Genomic DNA, 17,144 nt, shown 5'->3' with positions numbered 1-17,144 from the left:
GGACCCCGTCTACGGCTACCAGGTCACCAACGTCGAAGCCTCCATGTCCTCCCCCTCCTCGCTGCTGCACTGGACCCGCCGGATGATCGAGATCCGCAAGCAGAACCCCGCCTTCGGACTCGGCTCCTACACCGAACTGCCGTCCTCCAACCCGGCGGTGCTCGCCTTCCTGCGGGAGTACGAGGACGACCTGGTGCTGTGCGTGCACAACTTCTCCCGCTTCGCCCAGCCCACGGAGCTGGACCTCAGCCGGTTCGGCGGGCGGCATCCCGTCGAGCTGTTCGGCGGGGTGCGCTTTCCCGCCATCGGCGAACTGCCGTACCTGCTCACCCTCGCGGGGCACGGCTTCTACTGGTTCCGGCTGCGCCGCGAGGCCGCGTAACCCGGCGCCCGGTGGGGCGGTTTCCACCGTCCCACCCGGGGCACCCCTCAGTAACACCCCGACTACTCCCCGGGGAAAGGACGTGACGCCATGGCGGAAACGGTCACCCCCTTAGGCACCGCAGATTCACTCCTCGCCTCGCTCGACCCCCTGCTGCGCACCTGGCTGCCCCGGCAGCGCTGGTTCGCGGGCAAGGGGCGCCCGGTCACCGCCTTCACCCCGGTGACCGTCACCGAACTGCTGCCGTCCGGCGGCCGGCTGGGCCTGTACCACCTGCTGCTGCGGGTCCACCAGCCGTCCGTGCCCGGCGGCGAGCCGCACCCCGGCGACTGCTATCAGCTCCTCGTCGGCGTGCGCCGGGCGCTGCCGCCCCGGCTGGCACCCGCGCTGATCGGTCACGTCACCGAGGGCCCGCTCGCCGGGTGCACCGTGTACGACGCGCTGCACGACCCCCGGCCCGCCGAACTGCTCCTGGAGGCCCTGCGCGGCCGGAGCCGGATCGGCGTGCTGCGCTTCGAGCGGGACGGGCGCCAGGAGATCCGGCCCGGCCTCGTGGCCCGGCTGATGACCGCCGAGCAGTCCAACTCGTCCGTCGTCTATGGAGATACGTTCATTCTCAAGGTGCTGCGCCGGGTGGTGCCCGGCGTCAACCCCGACCTGGAGCTGCCGCTCGCCCTGGCCCGGGAGGGCTGCCCCCGGGTGCCCGCGCCGACGGGCTGGCTGCGGGCCGAGCCGGGCGGGGAGCCGTACGTGCTCGCCGTGCTCCAGCCCTATGTCAGCGGGGCGAGCGACGGCTGGGAGCTGGCGCTGCGCGAGCTGGCCAAGGGCGAGGACTTCGCGGCGGAGGCGCACGCCCTGGGCCGGGCCACCGCCGAGGTGCACACCGCGCTCGCCCGTGCCCTGCCCACCGTCACCCTCGGCCGCCCCCAGCTGGAGCTGCTGGTGGACGGCATGACCGAGCGGCTGGCGGCGGCCGTGCAAGCGGTGCCGGCCCTGACGCCGTACGAACCCGGGCTGCGCTCGGCCTACACCGCGCTGGCCGACCTCGCCGCCGAGGGCCGCACCTGGACCGCCCAGCGGGTGCACGGCGATCTGCACCTGGGGCAGTGCCTGCGGGCGCCGGCCGGCGGCTGGTCGCTGATCGACTTCGAGGGCGAGCCGGCCCGGCCGCTGGCGGAGCGGCGCATGCCGCAGCCGACGGTGCGGGACATCGCGGGGATGCTCCGCTCCTTCGACTACGCGGCCCGCTCGGTCCGCCCGCCCGCCCCCGACTGGGCGCACGCCTGCCGGGCGGCCTACTGCTCCGGGTACGCGGAGGCCTCCGGCCGCGATCCGCGCACCGATCCGGTGCTGCTGCGGGCCTACGAGACCGACAAGGCGGTCTACGAGGTCGTCTACGAGGCCCGGCACCGGCCCGACTGGCTCCCCGTACCGATGTCCGCGATCCGCCGCCTCGCGGTGTCCGACCCGACCTGACCGACCCGTTCCTCGTCCGGGAGACTCGCTCGTGACGTCCAAGAAGCCAGCCGCCGGGAACACCGGCGGACAATCCCGAGCCGCGCGGACCGACGCCGCACGGACGCGGTCCGCGCAGGTGCCCGCACAGTCGGTGCCCGCACAGTCGGTACCCGCGCAGTCGGTGTCCGCGCAGTCGGTGTCCTCCGGGCGGGACGACGCCCCCGCCCCGGTGGCGCCCGCCCCCGCGCCCGTCGTCTCCGCGGCCCCCGCCGCCGTGGACCCCGACGACCGCGCGCGGCTGCTGCACGGCACCCACCACGATCCGCACACCGTCCTCGGCGCCCATCCGGTCCCCGGCGGGGTCGCCTTCCGGGTCCTCCGCCCGTACGCGCGGACCGTCACCGTGGACTGCGGCGAGCTGCGCGCCCGGCTGCACGACGACGGCGACGGCTTCTTCTCCGGCCTGCTGCCGCTCTCCTCGGCCCCCGACTACCGGCTGCTCGTGACGTACGACGGCACGGTCCTGGAGACCGAGGACCCCTACCGCTTCCTGCCCACCCTGGGCGAACTGGACCTGCACCTGATCGGCGAGGGCCGGCACGAGCAGCTGTGGCGGGCGCTCGGTGCCCACGTCCTCACCCACCAGGGCGTCACCGGCACCCGGTTCGCGGTGTGGGCGCCGAACGCGCGGGGCGTCCGGGTCTGCGGCGGCTTCAACTTCTGGGACGGTTCGGGCTTCCCGATGCGCTCGCTGGGCGGCACCGGGGTCTGGGAGCTGTTCGTGCCGGGGGTCGGCGAGGGGGAGCTGTACAAGTTCGAGATCACCCGCCCGGACGGCTCGCGCACCGTGCGCGCCGACCCGATGGCCCGCCGCACCGAGGTCCCGCCCGCGACCTCCTCCCTCGTGGACGTCTCGCACCACGAGTGGGGCGACGCCGAGTGGCTGGCGCACCGCGCGGACACGCCGGTGCACGAGGCCCCCTTCTCCGTCTACGAGGTCCACCTGCCCTCCTGGCGGCCCGGACTGACGTACCGCGAACTGGCGGAGGAACTCACCGCGTACGTACGGGAGATGGGCTTCACGCACGTGGAGCTGATGCCGGTCGCCGAGCATCCCTTCGGCGGCTCGTGGGGCTACCAGGTCACCGGGTACTACGCCCCGACGGCCCGCCTCGGCACGCCCGACGACTTCAAGTACCTGGTGGACCGGCTGCACCAGGCCGGCATCGGGGTGCTGATGGACTGGGTGCCGGCGCACTTCCCACGCGACGAGTGGGCGCTGGCCGCGTTCGACGGGCGCCCGCTGTACGAGCCCCAGGACCCGGCGCGGGCCGCCCATCCGGACTGGGGCACGCTGGAGTTCGACCTCGGCCGGCGGGAGGTGCGCAACTTCCTGGTGGCGAACGCCGTGTACTGGTGCGAGGAGTTCCACATCGACGGGCTGCGGGTGGACGCCGTCGCCTCCATGCTCTATTTGGACTACTCACGCGACTCCGGGCAGTGGACGCCCAACGAGCACGGCGGCCGGGAGAACCTGGACGCCGTGGCCTTCCTCCAGGAGATGAACGCCACCGTCTACCGGCGCTGCCCGGGCGTGGTGACCATCGCCGAGGAGTCCACCGCCTGGGACGGCGTCACCCGCCCCACCCACCACCGGGGCCCGAGCGGCTTCGGCGGTCTCGGCTTCGGCCTGAAGTGGAACATGGGCTGGATGCACGACTCGCTCCAGTACATGAGCCACGACCCCGTGCACCGCAAGCACCACCACCACGAGATGACGTTCTCGATGGTGTACGCCTACAGCGAGAACTACGTCCTGCCGATCTCCCACGACGAGGTGGTGCACGGCAAGGGGTCCCTGGTGTCGAAGATGCCGGGCGACTGGTGGCAGCAGCGCGCCAACCACCGCGCCTACCTGGGCTTCATGTGGTCCCACCCCGGCAAGCAACTGCTGTTCATGGGCCAGGAGTTCGCCCAGGGCGCCGAGTGGTCCGAGGCACGCGGCCCGGACTGGTGGCTGCTGGATCCGGGGTACGGCGCGGCGGCGGACCACCGGGGCGTACAGGACCTCGTCCGGGACCTGAACGCGGTCTACCGGGCGACCCCGGCGCTGTGGCAGCGGGACACCGACCCGGCGGGGTTCGAGTGGATCGCCGGGGACGCGGCGGACGACAACGTCTTCGCGTTCCTGCGCCGCGCCGCCGACGGCACCCCGCTGCTCGCGGTCTGCCACCTGGCACCGGTGGTCCGCTCCGACTACCGCATCGGGGTGCCGGAGGACATCCCGGCCTGGGTGGAGGTCCTGAACACCGACGCGGCCCGCTACGGCGGCAGCGGCACCGTGCACCCCGACCCGGTCAAGCCGGAACCCCACGGCACCCACGGCCGCCCCGCAAGCCTCCGCCTGACCCTCCCTCCACTGGCTACGGTGTGGCTGCGGCCGGCATAGCACCGAACGGCCGGACCAGGCCAGAGCTGGAGTTTTGTGGTCGTGGTCTCTGCCTGGGTGTCGGCTGTCGTGCGTGCGTCGGGCTCCATCTCGGAGCCCGACGCTCTTTCGGTTCCTGCCTGCTCGAGTTCCTGGCTACGCCTCGGTTCCCGCCTCGGTTCCGGTTGCCGGCTCCGTTTCGCCTTCAGCCAGCCCCTCCACCAATTCCGGCAGTTCGCGGAGTACGTGCAGCGCCCTGGAGATATCGCGGACGATCGCGTCGGCCTTCCCACGGGCGAAGACCGTCATGACGCCCTCGTCACGCGCCCGTTTATCCATCCGGCCCAGGAGTTCCTTGGCCAGCCGGGCCTCTTCGAGCAGACGGCCGACCCGTGTCCTCAGCTCTTCGGCCCACTGCTCCAGACCGGAAGCTGTCGAGGCTCCGTGGGGATGGGAAAGCTGCTGAGTCCCGTTGGGCCCAGCGGCTGTGGGCGGAACCTGTCCCTGAGGGCGCGGGCTCGGGATCGGCGCCGGCAGCATGGCAGCGGTCACCTGAGGTGTCGGCAGCTGTGGTGGCTTGGACGTCGAACTCGCGCTCGCCGCAGCAGGGTTGGCCGCCCGGCTGGGGCGCCTTCCAGTCTCCTTGGGGAACTCGCGGTTGAACCATGCTGCTTTCATCGGCACCACATCGGTCTGCCCCGAGCGGTTCACCCTACGTGGCGGCCGGTCCCCCTGGTCCATGGCCTGGGCGAGTTCCCTGAGAACCGCTACCGCCTGCTGCCTGTTGTTGCGCATGGCGTTGAGCGTGTTCCGGACTGTACGCCGCACGCGGGTGGCCTCAGTGCCGTCGTCCTCATCGGCCTTCTGACCGGTCAGCGAGCCCCGGTCCGCGTCGATGATGCCGAAGGCGGCCAGCCAGTGCGCGGCCCGGTAACTGATCAGTTCCTCGAACGCCTCGTCATCCGTGTCGGCCACCGCCAGAAGGGTTCGCAGTGGCCGGCCAGAGATCCGGAGGCCCTCCCGAACGTCTCCCACCTGGAACATCTCACCGATCCGCGGGTTCCAGGCCTTGGGATAACTCTCCGAGGTCAGTGCTGACCAAGCGCGGGCGCGCCGGTTCACCTCACTGGCAGTGAGCTGCGACGGAGGTGACTCGCTCAACACACGGCGGATGACGAAGCGCTTCTCACGGTCGACCGGAAACATTTCGCTCAGGAGCATCATCGACCGCAGGTCTCTTAGCTCGCTGACCGTCGCGTTGCTCGCCGCTCCTGGCAGATCCGTAACCGGAGCCGAACCGGAGAGCACTTCCGCCGTCCGCTCGTCCAGCTTCCCGGCAGCGACGTAGGCGCCGAGAACGCTGCGAGCAAGGGCACGACTTCGATCGTTCTGAGTGAACTCAAGGGGCGGGTGCACATGATCACGCCGATTACTCATCTGCACAATGCGATACAGGCGGTGCGGCGTAGTGCTTCCGATGACCAATTGAGCTTGGACGACCGCGACCTTTACGGCCCGTACAGCACGGGAGTCGCTGTCGGGTTCCCAGCCACCCGCATCCAAGTACTCCTCGTTCAGCGTTTCCGACAGCTTTGTCAGCCAGTCTGCGGGGTGAAACACCAGCTCGTCGCTGTCTCCACCCAGTTTCCTCAGAGGGACGCCAGCCAACACTTCGGCCGATGTCACACCGAAGATTTCCTGGCGTTCCTTGGTCCGGTTGTTTCCCCGGACCGCCATCCAGCCCCAGTGCTCGGCTGGATGCAAGGGTTTGCCGTCCTGATCGACGAGAGGCGGCTCGTCCAGCTGAAAGTTCTGAGCAACGTAGAGACCCGGCTCCTGCTGGCCATTGAGGACAAGATCTTGTTTGAGGTCGTAGGGGCGGTGGCCCACGCGGGCTTTCAGGGCGTCTACGGCCAGATCGACGTTTGCGATGAGTTCTTCGCGGCTGGCGACGGTGCTGTGCAGTGCCGCTTGGACCTCTTTTCGGCCATCGGACAGCACCTCGGTCCAAGGACGTACTTGAGTCAGCGGTCGCCGGTCCTCCGTGATCCCGGAGGGGTCGGCCAACGAGTGCCAGGCGGAGCTGATGCGTTCGTTGTTCTCCCAGACAACCCCGCCCACGCCGTGCATCCGAACGGTGACAATCGTCATGTCACCGGCCTCGGTGTCGATTCGCCGCAGCGTATGCGCCTCCAGCCTGCGCCGCCCGGCAGCGTCGGCTGCGCTCAGCAGCTCTCTGGGCGCGACCAGAAAAGGAGCGATGTTTTGGAGCGCCCCCCGAGGGACATTCACCCCCGGGGTCGCAAGTGCCGCCTCGACCCACTCTTCCTGCTCCACGGCGGAAGCGGGAAGAGGGAATGGACGTTCGATCACGTTCACCACACCCCTCAATTATTCACATGAGTGACAGCATTAGAAGATGACAGCGGATTCCGTGTCCATCCATGCTTGCCAGCATCACCTAAACGAGGGATATAGCTGATGAATAGTAACCGAATATGATCGATAACGATCATTCTTGCTCAAGAGGTTACAGCCTGCATGATGATGTCCAAAAGATCCAACAGATCTGCGAGATCCGGGAGATCAAAGAGGATCGCGAGGCAGCTAATACCGAGACGTCTTCTACGCCTACCCCTCTCCATCGTCTCTATTCGACTCAGCAGCTCCCGTAACAGCGCTTCAGACTGCCCACATCGGCCGTCACGGTCAGACGGGTCATCGTCGCTAGGTCCGGGCATTGCGCTCCTCATGGCCGGGCACCTCAACGCCGGACTCCCATCCGGCAGCCAGCACATTGGCATCCCCAGCGGCCGGTGTCGACCGCTCCCCCAAGCCGATGCTTCCGCCCGCCGCGCCACATCCGGAATAGAACATGCCCGTTCAGGTACTGGTCATGTACTCATTTTGATCACTCGCGCGCGATTCCATCAGATTATCGCGTGAGTTCATCAGCAAAGGCCAAAGCTTAGGATTCCTAAGTCGCCTTGGAAGTCCACCCGGCGCAGTGACTCATAGAACACATGAGCCCGCGGCCGACGAGGTGATTCTGACTGCGCCGACCGCGGGCCCACCATCATCCGGCTGTCTCCGCCAAACCGGCCGGCAGCGACCCCGTGTGCAGGACGCCGAGGCGCTGTGTGGCGCGGGTCAGGGCCACGTACAGGTCGCTCGTGCCGTAGGTGGCGGGTTCCACCACCAGGACCGAGTCGAACTCCAGGCCCTTGGCCTGGCGGGGGTCGAGCAGGACGACCGTGCGGGTGAGGTCGGGTTCCGTGTCCGCCGTGATCCCGTCCAGGCGTGCGGCCAGGGCGCGGTGCAGCGCGCGGGGGGCGATCACCGCCAGCCGGCCCTCGTCGGGGGTGAGTTCGGCGACCGCCTCGGCGACCGCGCCGGGCAGGTCGCCGGAGGCCCGCCGCACCCAGGGCCGTACGCCGGTGGAGCGGACCGAGCTGGGCGGCTCGAAGTCCGGGTGCTCGGCGCGGACCACGGCCGCCGCCAGGTCCATGATCTCCGCCGGGGTGCGGTAGTTGACGCCCAGCCGGGTGTGCTCCCAGCGGTCCTCGACATAGGGGGCGAGGATGTCCGCCCAGGAGCCGACGCCGGCCGCCTCCGCGGTCTGGGCGGGGTCGCCGACCAGGGTCATCGAGCGGGTCGGGCTGCGCCGCATCAGCAGCCGCCAGGCCATCGGTGACAGTTCCTGCGCCTCGTCCACGATGATGTGCCCGAACGCCCAGGTGCGGTCGGCGGCGGCGCGTTCGGCGGCGCTGCGGTGGTCGGCCTCCTCGTGCCGTTCGGCGAACCGCTCGGCGTCGATGATGTCGTGCGCGGACAGCACCTCGCTCGCCTCCGGGTCGCTGTCCTCCTTGTCCTCGAACTCGTAGGTCCGGGAGGCGTACGACACGTCGAGCACGCCCTGCGCGTAGGCCACCTGGGTCTCGCGTTCGCGTTCGGCGCGGGCGCGGGCCTGCCGGTCGTCCTCGCCGAGGAGTTCGGCCGCCTCGTCCAGCAGCGGCACGTCGGCGACGGTCCAGGCGCGGGTCACCGGCCGGCGGATCGCGTCGGCGTCCTCCTTCGGCAGATAGCCGTCGGGCTCGGCGAGGAAGTCGGCGACCAGCCGCTGCGGGGTGATCCGCGGCCACAGCCGGTCGATGGCGTCCCAGACCTCGGGGTTCTCGGCGAGTTCGTCGCGGATCTGGGTGATGTCGGAGGCGTCGAGCAGGCTGCTGCCGTCGTAGGGGTCGGTGCCCACGCGCTCGGCGTACAGCTCGGTGAGCGTGTTGAGGATGTAGCCCTCGAAGTGCTCGCGGGCCGCGTTGTGCGGCAGTCTGGCGGCGCGGGTGCGTTCGCGGGCGACGTTCACCAGGCCGTCGTCCAGCATCAGCACCTCCCGGTCGTGTTCGATCGCGATCACCGGGTCCGGCAGGGCCTGCCGGTCGCGGACGACGGCGGCCAGCACCTCGGCCATGCCGGCGCGGCCCTTGACGGCGGCGGCCTCGGGGGTGTCGGCCGCGGTGGCCTTCACCCCGGGGAACAGTTCGCCGACCGTGGCCAGCAGCACCCCGGTCTCGCCGAGCGAGGGCAGCACCTCGCCGATGTAGCCGAGGAAGGCGGGGTTGGGGCCGACGATGAGGACCGCGCGGCGGGCCAGCAGTTCCCGGTGCTCGTAGAGCAGGTACGCCGCCCGGTGCAGGGCCACCGCGGTCTTGCCGGTGCCGGGGCCGCCCTCCACGACCAGCACCCCGCGGTGCGGCGCCCGGATGATCCGGTCCTGCTCGGCCTGGATGGTCTGCACGATGTCGCTCATCCGGCCGGTGCGCGCCGAGTTCAGCGCGGCCAGCAGCACGGCGTCGCCGTTGTGGTCCTCGTGGCCGGTGCGGGTGGCGTCGCCGAGGTCGAGGATCTCGTCGTGCAGGGAGGTGACCGTCCGGCCCTCGGTGGCGATGTGCCGGCGGCGCCGCAGGCCCATCGGGGTGTGGCCGGTGGCCAGGTAGAAGGGGCGGGCGACATCGGCCCGCCAGTCGATCAGCACGGGGGTGCGCTCGGCGTCGTCCTCGCGCAGCCCGATCCGGCCGATGTGGTGCGTGGTGCCGTCGGCCAGGTCGATCCGGCCGAAGCACAGCGAGCCGTCCACGGCGTTCAGCGCGGCGAGCAGCCCCGAGCGCTCGGCGACCAGGATGTCCCGCTCCAGCCGCGCCTGCATGGGCTTGTCCCCCTGGGCGAGCGCGACCGCGACGGAGGTCTCGGTCTCGCCGCGCAGGACGTCCACGCGCGCGTACAGTCCGTCGATGAATTCCTGCTCGCCGCGCAATTCATCGTCGGGAAATTCGCTGTTCGACAGATCCGCGTTTGACAATTCTGCTCCCGCCCGCATATACTGTGGTCACTGGACTTCTCCGCGATCTCTTGAAATAGCAGTCGCGAACCACCGAATATACGCAGAGAAATCCCCCGAGCGCAATTGCCCGGGGGATTTTTGGTGTCCGGCCGCGCCGCCTCACAGCACGTCGGCGAGCTCCTCCAGCAGTCGCCGCTGCGGGCGCGCCCCCACCATCGCCTTCACCGGCTCACCGCCCCGGAAGACCATGAACGTGGGCATCGACAGCACCTTGTAGGCGTTCGTGGTGTCGGGGTTGTGGTCCACGTCCAGCTGGACGACCTTGAGCCGCTCCCCCTCCTCGGCCGCGAGCCGGCTGAGCACCGGCGCCATCTGCCGGCACGGCGGACACCAGTCGGCCGTGAACTCCACCAGCACCGGCAGCTCCGATGCCAGGACCTCGGTCGCGAAGTCCGCGTCCCCCACTTCCGCCACACCCGCCGCTTTGCTCATCACTGCCGCCCTCCCAGTTCGCACACAGGTTCCGGACCCCCCGGAACCAGCGCCTCGGCGGCCAGCTCGTCGCGGGCCCGCTCGGCCCGCGCCAGCTGCCCCGCGACCGTCTCCCGTACGGCGCTCAGCTGCCCGATGAGCGCGTCCAGCTCGGCCAGCTTGTGCCGGTAGACCACCAGCGAGGCCGGGCAGGAGTCGCCCTCCGGGTGCCCGGCCCGCAGACACTCCACGAACGGCCGGGTCTCCTCCAGGTCGAAGCCGAAGTCCCGCAGGGTGCGGATCTGGGCCAGCAGCCGCAGATCGCCCTCGTCGTACGTCCGGTGTCCCTGGGCGTCGCGCCGGGCCGGCAGCAGCCCGCGGGACTCGTAGTAGCGCAGGGTGCGGGTCGTGGTTCCGGCCCGTGCGGCCAGCTCGCCGATTCGCATGCCCCGACGGTACGGGTTGACGTCGGCGTCAACGCAAGACCGGCCGGGACGTCGGTCCCGGCCGGTCTCGCGCTCCCCCTCGGAGGGTCAGGCGGTCTTGCTGTCCGCCAGCTCCTTCTCCGCGTCCTGCTTGTCCGCGGTCGCGGCTTCCCGGCGCGGCAGCAGGACGGCCACCAGGACCGTGCCGACGCCGAGGATCACCGCGCCGACCAGGCTGGTGTGGGCGACCGCGTCGGAGAAGGCGGAGCCGACCGCGTCGGCCATCTGCCGGGCGCCGGTGGCCAGCTCGCCGGCCTGCTGCTTGAGCTGCGCGGCCTGCTGCGGGTCGGTCGCCTGCTGGGCCCGCGCGGCGGCCTGGTGGGCCTTCTCGCCGATGCCCTGCGCGACGGCGTACCCGGCGCCGACCGAGTCCTGCGCGGTGTCCAGGGCGCTCGCCGGGAGCTTGCTGCCCTTGGTGGCGTCGGACAGGTGGTCGCTGTAGGAGGTGGCCAGCAGGGAGCCGAGGATGGCGATGCCGAGCGAGCCGCCCAGCTCCAGCGAGGTGTCGTTGACGGCGCCGCCGACGCCCAGCTCCGACTCCGGGAACGCGCCCATGATGGCGTCGGTGCAGGGCGAGAGCGCCAGGCCTATCGCGAGGCCCAGGATGATCAGGGGCGCCACGAAGTCGCCGTAGGTGGAGCCCGCGTCGACCCGGGTGAGCAGCGCGAGGGCGATCGTGCCGCCGGCCATGCCCGCGCCGACGGTCCACTTCATGCCGACGCGCGGGGTGAGCAGGGCGGTCAGGGCCGAGCCGACGAAGACCGCGCCGGCCAGCGGCAGCATGCGCACACCGGTCTGCAGGGCGTCGTAGCCGAGGACGAACTGCAGGTGCTGGGTCAGGTAGTAGAAGGCGCCGAAGACGGCCAGGAAGAACAGGGCGACGGCGAGGTTGGAGCCCGCGAAGCGGCGGGCGGTGAAGCGGCGCACGTCCAGGATCGGGCGCGGGTGGCGCAGCTCCCACAGCACGAAGGCGACCAGGCCCACGCCGGCGACGACGGCCGCGCCGATGGCCTTGGCGCCCCAGCCGAAGTGCGGGCCCTCGATGATCATGTAGACGAGCGCTGCGGTCCAGATCACCGACAGCACGCCGCCGACGTAGTCGATGCGGTCGTGGTGGCCCGCCTTGGACGGCGGGACGAGGACGAAGGCGGCGACCAGCGCGACGGCCGCGACGGGCACGTTGATCAGGAAGGTGGAGGACCAGCCGTGGTCGCGCAGCAGGGCGCCGGCCACCACGGGTCCGGCGGCGATGGCGAGGCCGGCGGTCGCGGTCCACAGGGTGATGGCCTTGGCCCGCTCGGCGCGCGGGAAGGTCGCGGCGAGCAGCGAGAGGGTGGCCGGCATGATCAGCGCCGCGCCGACGCCCATCACGGCGCGGGCCGCGATGACGGTCGCCGCGCTGTCGGCGAGGTAGCCGAACACGGCTCCGCCGCCGAACACCACCAGGCCGAGGACGAGGGCGCCGCGCCGGCTGTACTTGTCGCCGATCGCGCCGAGCAGCAGCATCAGCGCCGCGTACGGCACGGTGTAGCCGTCGATCACCCACTGCAGGTCGGCGCTGGAGAGCCCGAGGTCCTTCGTCATGTCGGGCGCGGCGACGGTGAGGGCGGTGTTCGCCATCACGATGATCAGCAGGCTGAGGCAGAGCACCAGCAGCGCCCACCATCGCCGGGCGTAGGGGCGCTCCATCCTCTCGACCGGTTCGGTCATGACGAGTCGCATGGCAGGGATCGCCTTCCTCGGGGTACGCGACGGACTTGCACAGTAACGTGCAATTGCACAACTATGTGCAATGTACGACGTTGCACAGGACTGTGCAAGTCCAGTCCGAAGGGGGTCGGGAAGGCACAATGACCGCCATGACCACGGGTAACACCAGCCGCGCCGACGCAAACCGGCGCCGCATCCTCGACGTCGCCCTCGCGGAGCTGCTGCGCGATCCCGACGCCTCCATGGACCAGATCGCCCGCGCGGCAGGCGTCGTACGACGGACGGTGTACGGCCACTTCCCGAGCCGTGAGGCGCTGATCAGCACGCTCGTGGACGAGGCGGTGCAGGCGCTGGCGGACGCCGACGCGGCGGTGCGGGCCGGGGTGACGGACCCGGCGGAGGCGGTGGCCCGGTCGGTGCTCGCGATCTGGCAGACCGCCGACCGCTACCGGCTGCTGATCGCGCTGGCCCAGCGGACGGTCACCGTCCAGGGCATCCGCGACCGCCTCGCCCCGCTGCGCGAGGCGAAGGTACGGCTGCTCCAGCGCGGGCTGGACACGGGCGTGTTCCACTCGCCGCTGCCCGCGCCGGCGCTGGCGTACGTCCACGAGCAGATGCTGTTCGCGCTGATGGAGGCGGTGAACGACGGGCTCCTGGCGGCGGCGGAGGCGGGCCGCTCGGCCACGGTCGCCGTCCTGACCGCGGCGGGCGTGCCCGCCTCCCGGGCCATGGAGCTGGTGGCCGAGGTGGCCTAGAAGTGCCTTGCGGGCGTCGTACACGTGCCGTGAAAAGGCCGTGGACCAACGGAAAACCGGCCGCCCGGCCCCGGTTCAGGCGGGGCCGGACGGCCGGAGAACAGTGGCCGGCGCTCAGGCCTTGACCAGGTCCTCCGCCCGGGCCTGCGGGGTCTCGCTCACCGAGGGGCGTCCCTCGTCCAGCAGCGTGGTCTCGTCGAACGGCACCTCGCCGGCCAGCACCCTGCGCACCCGGTCCTTGTCGATCTCCTTGGTCCACGTCCCGACCAGGACCGTCGCCACCGCGTTGCCCGCGAAGTTGGTCAGGGCCCGCGCCTCGCTCATGAAGCGGTCGATGCCCACGATCAGGCCGACGCCGTCGACCAGGGCCGGCTTGTGCGACTGCAGGCCGCCGGCCAGCGTGGCGAGGCCCGCGCCGCTGACCCCGGCCGCACCCTTGGACGCCAGCAGTAGGAACAGCAGCAGCGGGATCTGCTCGCCGACCGACATCGGCGTCCCCAGCGCGTCCGCGATGTACAGCGACGCCATGGTCATGTAGATCATCGTGCCGTCGAGGTTGAACGAGTAGCCCGTCGGCACGGTGATGCCGACCACCGGCCGGCTGACGCCCAGGTGCTCCATCTTCGCGATCAGCCGGGGCAGCGCGGACTCCGACGACGACGTGGACAGGATCAGCAGGAACTCGCGGGCGAGGTACTTGAACAGGGAGAAGACGTTCAGCCCCGCGACGATCCGCAGCAGCGCGCCCAGCACCAGGAAGACGAACAGGAAGCAGGTGACGTAGAAGCCGAGCATCAGCACGGCGAGGCTCTTGAGCGCGTCCACGCCGGCGGAGCCGACCACGGCCGCGATCGCGCCGAACGCGCCGACCGGCGCGGCCCACATCACCATCGACAGGATGCGGAAGACGAGCCGCTGGAGGTGCTCGATCCCGCGCAGCACCGGCTGCCCGGCCGGACCCATGGCCTGGAGCGCGAACCCGGCGAGCAGCGCCACCAGCAGCGTCTGGAGCACCTGCCCCTGGGTGAACGCGGACACGAAGGTGTTCGGGATGATCGACAGCACGAAGTCCACCGGCGGCAGCGCGTGGCTCTCCACCTGGGCGTGCCCGCTCTTGCGCAGCGCGTCGGTCAGGTGCAGCCCGTCGCCGGGGTGCAGCACATTGCCGACCACGAGACCGATGGCCAGCGCGACGAGCGACATCACCAGGAAGTAGCCGAGGGCGATGCCGCCGACGGCTCCGACCTTCGCGGCCTTCCGTACCGAACCGATACCGAGCACGATCGTGCAGAAGATGATCGGCGAGATCATCATCTTGATCAGGTTCACAAAGCCGGTGCCCAGCGGCTTCAGCTCCACCGCCGCGTCGGGCCAGATCAGGCCCACGGCGATACCGAGCGCGACCGCCGCGATGACGGCGATGTACAGGTAATGGGTCCGGTCGCGCTGGGCGCGGGGTGCGGCAGGTGCCGTATCGGCGGGGCTGGCGGCCACGACTGCCCTCCTTGACGTCTTCGTCGGCGAACAACCGGCGTGCGGCTCACGTCCGGGCGTTGTTGGGAACGCCGTGACTATCTCCCGGCCTGTGAGGGCGGTCACCCTTCCGTTCATTTAGTTCACGATCGGACGGAGAGGCACACTGCTGGCATGCGTCTGCCCGCCCTCCCCCGACCCCGCAGCCTGGCCGGCCAGCTGTTCGCCATGCAGGCCGTGCTGATCGCGGTGGTCGTGGCCGGGTACGCGCTGTTCACCTACGTCAGCGACCGGCGGCAGGCCGAGGAGTCCGCCGCCCGGCAGGCCACGGCGGTGGCCCGGTCGGTCGCCGACGCCCCCTCGGTCCGCTCGGCGATCCGCGGCCCCGACCCCACGGCCCGGCTGGAGCCGTACGCCCTCCAGGTCACCCGGGACGCCAACGTCGACTTCGTGACGATCATGGACCCGTCCGGCATCCGCTGGACCCACCCGGACCGCGCGCAGATCGGCAGGCGCTTCCTCGGCACCATCGCCCCCGCCCGGCACGGCCGTACCTTCACCGAGACCTACACCGGCACGCTCGGCCCGTCCGTCCGCGCGGTGACCCCGGTCAGGGACGGCGGCCGGGTCGTCGGGCTGGTGAGCGCCGGCATCAAGGTCGAGACGATCAGCGCCCGGCTCCAGGACCAGGTCACGGCGCTGCTCGGGGTGGCCGGCGGGGCGCTGGCGCTGGGCGCGGTCGGCACCTACGTGATCAACGCCAGGCTGCGCCGCCACACCCACGGCATGAACGCCACCGAGCTGAGCCGGATGCACGACTACCACCAGGCGGCGCTGCACGCGGTCCGGGAAGGGCTGCTGATGCTCGACGGCCAGTACCGGGTCGCGCTGGTCAACGACGGCGGCCGGGAACTGCTGGGGCTCGACGGCACCCCGGACGCGGAACTGATCGGCCGCTCGGTGGCCGGTCTCGGCCTGCCGGCCCCGCTGACCGGCGCCCTGCTGTCCTCCGAGCCCCGGGTGGACGAGGTGCACCTGACCGCCTCCCGGGTGCTGGTGGTGAACACCTCGCCGGTGTCCGGGGGCGAGCGCCGGGGCACGGTCGTGACGCTCCGGGACGTGACCGAGCTCCAGTCCCTGATGGGTGAGCTGGACTCCGAGCGCGGGTTCACCCAGGCGCTGCGCTCGCAGGCGCACGAGGCCGCGAACCGGCTGCACACCGTCGTCTCCCTGATCGAGCTGGGCCGGGCGGAGGAGGCGGTGGAGTTCGCCACGGCCGAGCTGGAGCTGGCCCAGGCCCTCACCGACCAGGTGGTGGCGGCGGTGAGCGAGCCGGTGCTGGCCGCGCTGCTGCTGGGCAAGACCGCCCAGGCGCACGAGCGGGGCGTGGAGCTGGTGGTCTCCCCGGACAGCCGCCTGGACGACGGCCTGCTGCCGGCCGAGCTGCCGGCGCGGGACCTGGTCACGATCCTCGGCAACCTGATCGACAACGCGGTGGACGCGGCCCAGGGCAGCGTCCGGGCGCGGGTGACCGTGACCGCGTACGCCGCGGGCGCCGAGCTGGTGCTGCGGGTCGCGGACACCGGCCCCGGTGTCGACCCAGCGCACGCCGGCCTGGTATTCCAGCGGGGGTTCTCCACCAAGCCGGCCGGGCCGGGCGGGCGGGGACTCGGGCTGGCCCTGGCCCGGCAGGCGGTGACCCGCCACGAGGGCACGCTGAGGGTGACGGGGTCCGGCGAGGACGGCGAGGGCGGAGCGGTGTTCGAGGTGCGGTTGCCTTTGCGCAGGTCGCTGGGCGGCGACGGATGCGCGTCGCCGGGCGATGGCGGATGCGCGTCCCCCGGCGGCGACGGAGGGATGTTCCCGGACGGCGACGCATCCAAATCCCCGGGTGCCGACGCATCCACGTCCCCGCGTGCCGACGGGTGTACGTCTCCGGGTGGCGGCCGATGACGGACGAAGAACAGCCCATCCGCGTCCTCGTCGTGGAGGACGACCCGGTGGCCGCCGACGCGCACGTGATGTACGTCGGCCGGGTGCCGGGATTCGTCGCGGTCGGGAAGGCGCACACGGGCGCGGAGGCCCGGCGGATCCTGGACCGCACCCCGGTGGACCTGCTCCTGCTGGACCTGCACCTGCCGGACGTGCACGGTTTGCAGCTGGCCAGGTCGCTGCGGGCGGGCGGGCACCACGCGGACGTGATCGCGGTGACCTCGGCGCGGGACCTGGCGGTGGTGCGGGAGGGCGTCTCGCTGGGCGTCGTCCAGTACGTCCTGAAGCCGTTCACGTTCGCGACGCTCCGGGACCGGCTGGTGCGCTACGCCGAGTTCCACGCGGCGGCGGGCGAGGCGAGCGGCCAGGACGAGGTCGACCGGGCCCTGGCGGCCCTGCGCGCCCCCACCCCGGCGGCCCTGCCGAAGGGCCTGAGCGCACCGACGCTGCGACGGGTGACGGACACGCTCCGGGAGGCGCCGGACGGGCTCACGGCGGCCGGGCTGGCCGAGACGGTGGGCATCTCCCGCATCACGGCCCGCCGCTACCTGGAACACCTGGTGGACACCGGCCGCGCCGCCCGCAGCCCGCTGTACGGGCAGGTGGGGCGGCCGGAGCTGGTGTACCGGTGGGTTCGCCAGGGGCGGTGAGG

General features: G+C 71.2%; 12 protein-coding genes. 6 read left to right on the top strand and 6 right to left on the bottom strand.

The window, feature by feature from the left end; genetic code table 11:
- From IH25_RS0117105 to glgB, 3 genes are all read left to right on the top strand, one after another.
- Positions 1 to 382, top strand: a 382-nt coding sequence (locus IH25_RS0117105) for an alpha-glucosidase C-terminal domain-containing protein (RefSeq protein WP_030610288.1), incomplete at its 5' end; no start/stop codon positions are given.
- A gap of 90 nt (positions 383 to 472) precedes the next feature.
- Entirely contained in the window at positions 473 to 1,858 is a 1,386-nt protein-coding gene (locus IH25_RS0117100; protein WP_030610284.1) for a maltokinase N-terminal cap-like domain-containing protein, read from the top strand.
- A 31-nt stretch (positions 1,859 to 1,889) separates the two neighbouring features.
- Entirely contained in the window at positions 1,890 to 4,289 is a 2,400-nt protein-coding gene (gene glgB, locus IH25_RS0117095) for a 1,4-alpha-glucan branching enzyme (RefSeq protein WP_078844278.1), read from the top strand.
- Positions 4,290 to 4,424: 135 nt separating this feature from the next.
- On the opposite strand, the gene IH25_RS0117090 is transcribed toward glgB, so the two are convergent.
- The 5 genes from IH25_RS0117090 to IH25_RS0117070 form a co-directional block, all read right to left on the bottom strand.
- On the bottom strand, positions 4,425 to 6,650 hold the full coding sequence (locus IH25_RS0117090) for a hypothetical protein (protein ID WP_030610279.1): 2,226 nt from the start codon (positions 6,648 to 6,650) through the stop codon (positions 4,425 to 4,427).
- A 694-nt stretch (positions 6,651 to 7,344) separates the two neighbouring features.
- Positions 7,345 to 9,642 carry a HelD family protein gene (locus IH25_RS0117085; RefSeq protein ID WP_107058394.1) on the bottom strand — a complete coding sequence of 766 codons (2,298 nt, stop codon included), beginning with the start codon at positions 9,640 to 9,642 and terminating at the stop codon, positions 7,345 to 7,347.
- Positions 9,643 to 9,765: 123 nt separating this feature from the next.
- Positions 9,766 to 10,098 (bottom strand): thioredoxin family protein, encoded by a 333-nt coding sequence (locus IH25_RS0117080; RefSeq protein ID WP_030610271.1) that lies wholly within the window; start codon positions 10,096 to 10,098, stop codon positions 9,766 to 9,768.
- The gene (locus tag IH25_RS0117075) at positions 10,098 to 10,523 is read right to left on the bottom strand and encodes a MerR family transcriptional regulator (protein WP_030610268.1); all 426 of its coding nucleotides are present in this window, start codon (positions 10,521 to 10,523) and stop codon (positions 10,098 to 10,100) included. Before IH25_RS0117075 ends, IH25_RS0117080 begins: the two co-directional genes overlap by 1 nt.
- Positions 10,524 to 10,610: 87 nt before the next feature.
- Positions 10,611 to 12,284 carry an MFS transporter gene (locus IH25_RS0117070; protein WP_030610265.1) on the bottom strand — a complete coding sequence of 558 codons (1,674 nt, stop codon included), beginning with the start codon at positions 12,282 to 12,284 and terminating at the stop codon, positions 10,611 to 10,613.
- A gap of 128 nt (positions 12,285 to 12,412) precedes the next feature.
- Between IH25_RS0117070 and IH25_RS0117065 the strand changes: the two genes are divergently transcribed.
- Positions 12,413 to 13,027, top strand: coding sequence for a TetR/AcrR family transcriptional regulator (locus IH25_RS0117065; protein WP_030610262.1), 615 nt, complete (start codon positions 12,413 to 12,415; stop codon positions 13,025 to 13,027).
- Between the two features lie 114 nt (positions 13,028 to 13,141).
- Here IH25_RS0117065 and IH25_RS0117060 read toward each other — a convergent pair whose 3' ends face one another.
- Positions 13,142 to 14,521, bottom strand: coding sequence for a cation:dicarboxylate symporter family transporter (locus IH25_RS0117060; RefSeq protein ID WP_030610259.1), 1,380 nt, complete (start codon positions 14,519 to 14,521; stop codon positions 13,142 to 13,144).
- Positions 14,522 to 14,674: 153 nt separating this feature from the next.
- On the opposite strand from IH25_RS0117060, the gene IH25_RS0117055 reads away from it, so the two are divergent.
- Both IH25_RS0117055 and IH25_RS0117050 read left to right on the top strand, forming a co-directional pair.
- Positions 14,675 to 16,453, top strand: coding sequence for a sensor histidine kinase (locus IH25_RS0117055; RefSeq protein WP_051753967.1), 1,779 nt, complete (start codon positions 14,675 to 14,677; stop codon positions 16,451 to 16,453).
- On the top strand, positions 16,450 to 17,142 hold the full coding sequence (locus tag IH25_RS0117050; RefSeq protein WP_030610253.1) for a response regulator: 693 nt from the start codon (positions 16,450 to 16,452) through the stop codon (positions 17,140 to 17,142). Before IH25_RS0117055 ends, IH25_RS0117050 begins: the two co-directional genes overlap by 4 nt.
- The last annotated feature ends 2 nt before the right edge of the window (positions 17,143 to 17,144 follow it).

Origin of the sequence: Streptomyces achromogenes subsp. achromogenes (assembly GCF_000720835.1) — a bacterium.
GTDB classification, from domain to species: domain Bacteria; phylum Actinomycetota; class Actinomycetes; order Streptomycetales; family Streptomycetaceae; genus Streptomyces; species Streptomyces achromogenes.
The sequence above is the reverse complement of the archived record's forward strand: the minus strand, read 5'-3'. Positions and strand labels throughout refer to the sequence as shown.

Coding starts and splice junctions, on each gene's coding strand:
- IH25_RS0117080 (WP_030610271.1), bottom strand. CDS start 10,098: ATGAGCAAAGCGGCGGGTGTGGCGGAAGTGGGGGACGCGGACTTCGCG.
- IH25_RS0117100 (WP_030610284.1), top strand. CDS start 473: ATGGCGGAAACGGTCACCCCCTTAGGCACCGCAGATTCACTCCTCGCC.
- IH25_RS0117085 (WP_107058394.1), bottom strand. CDS start 9,642: ATGCGGGCGGGAGCAGAATTGTCAAACGCGGATCTGTCGAACAGCGAA.
- IH25_RS0117070 (WP_030610265.1), bottom strand. CDS start 12,284: ATGCGACTCGTCATGACCGAACCGGTCGAGAGGATGGAGCGCCCCTAC.
- IH25_RS0117050 (WP_030610253.1), top strand. CDS start 16,450: ATGACGGACGAAGAACAGCCCATCCGCGTCCTCGTCGTGGAGGACGAC.
- IH25_RS0117055 (WP_051753967.1), top strand. CDS start 14,675: ATGCGTCTGCCCGCCCTCCCCCGACCCCGCAGCCTGGCCGGCCAGCTG.
- IH25_RS0117065 (WP_030610262.1), top strand. CDS start 12,413: ATGACCGCCATGACCACGGGTAACACCAGCCGCGCCGACGCAAACCGG.
- IH25_RS0117075 (WP_030610268.1), bottom strand. CDS start 10,523: ATGCGAATCGGCGAGCTGGCCGCACGGGCCGGAACCACGACCCGCACC.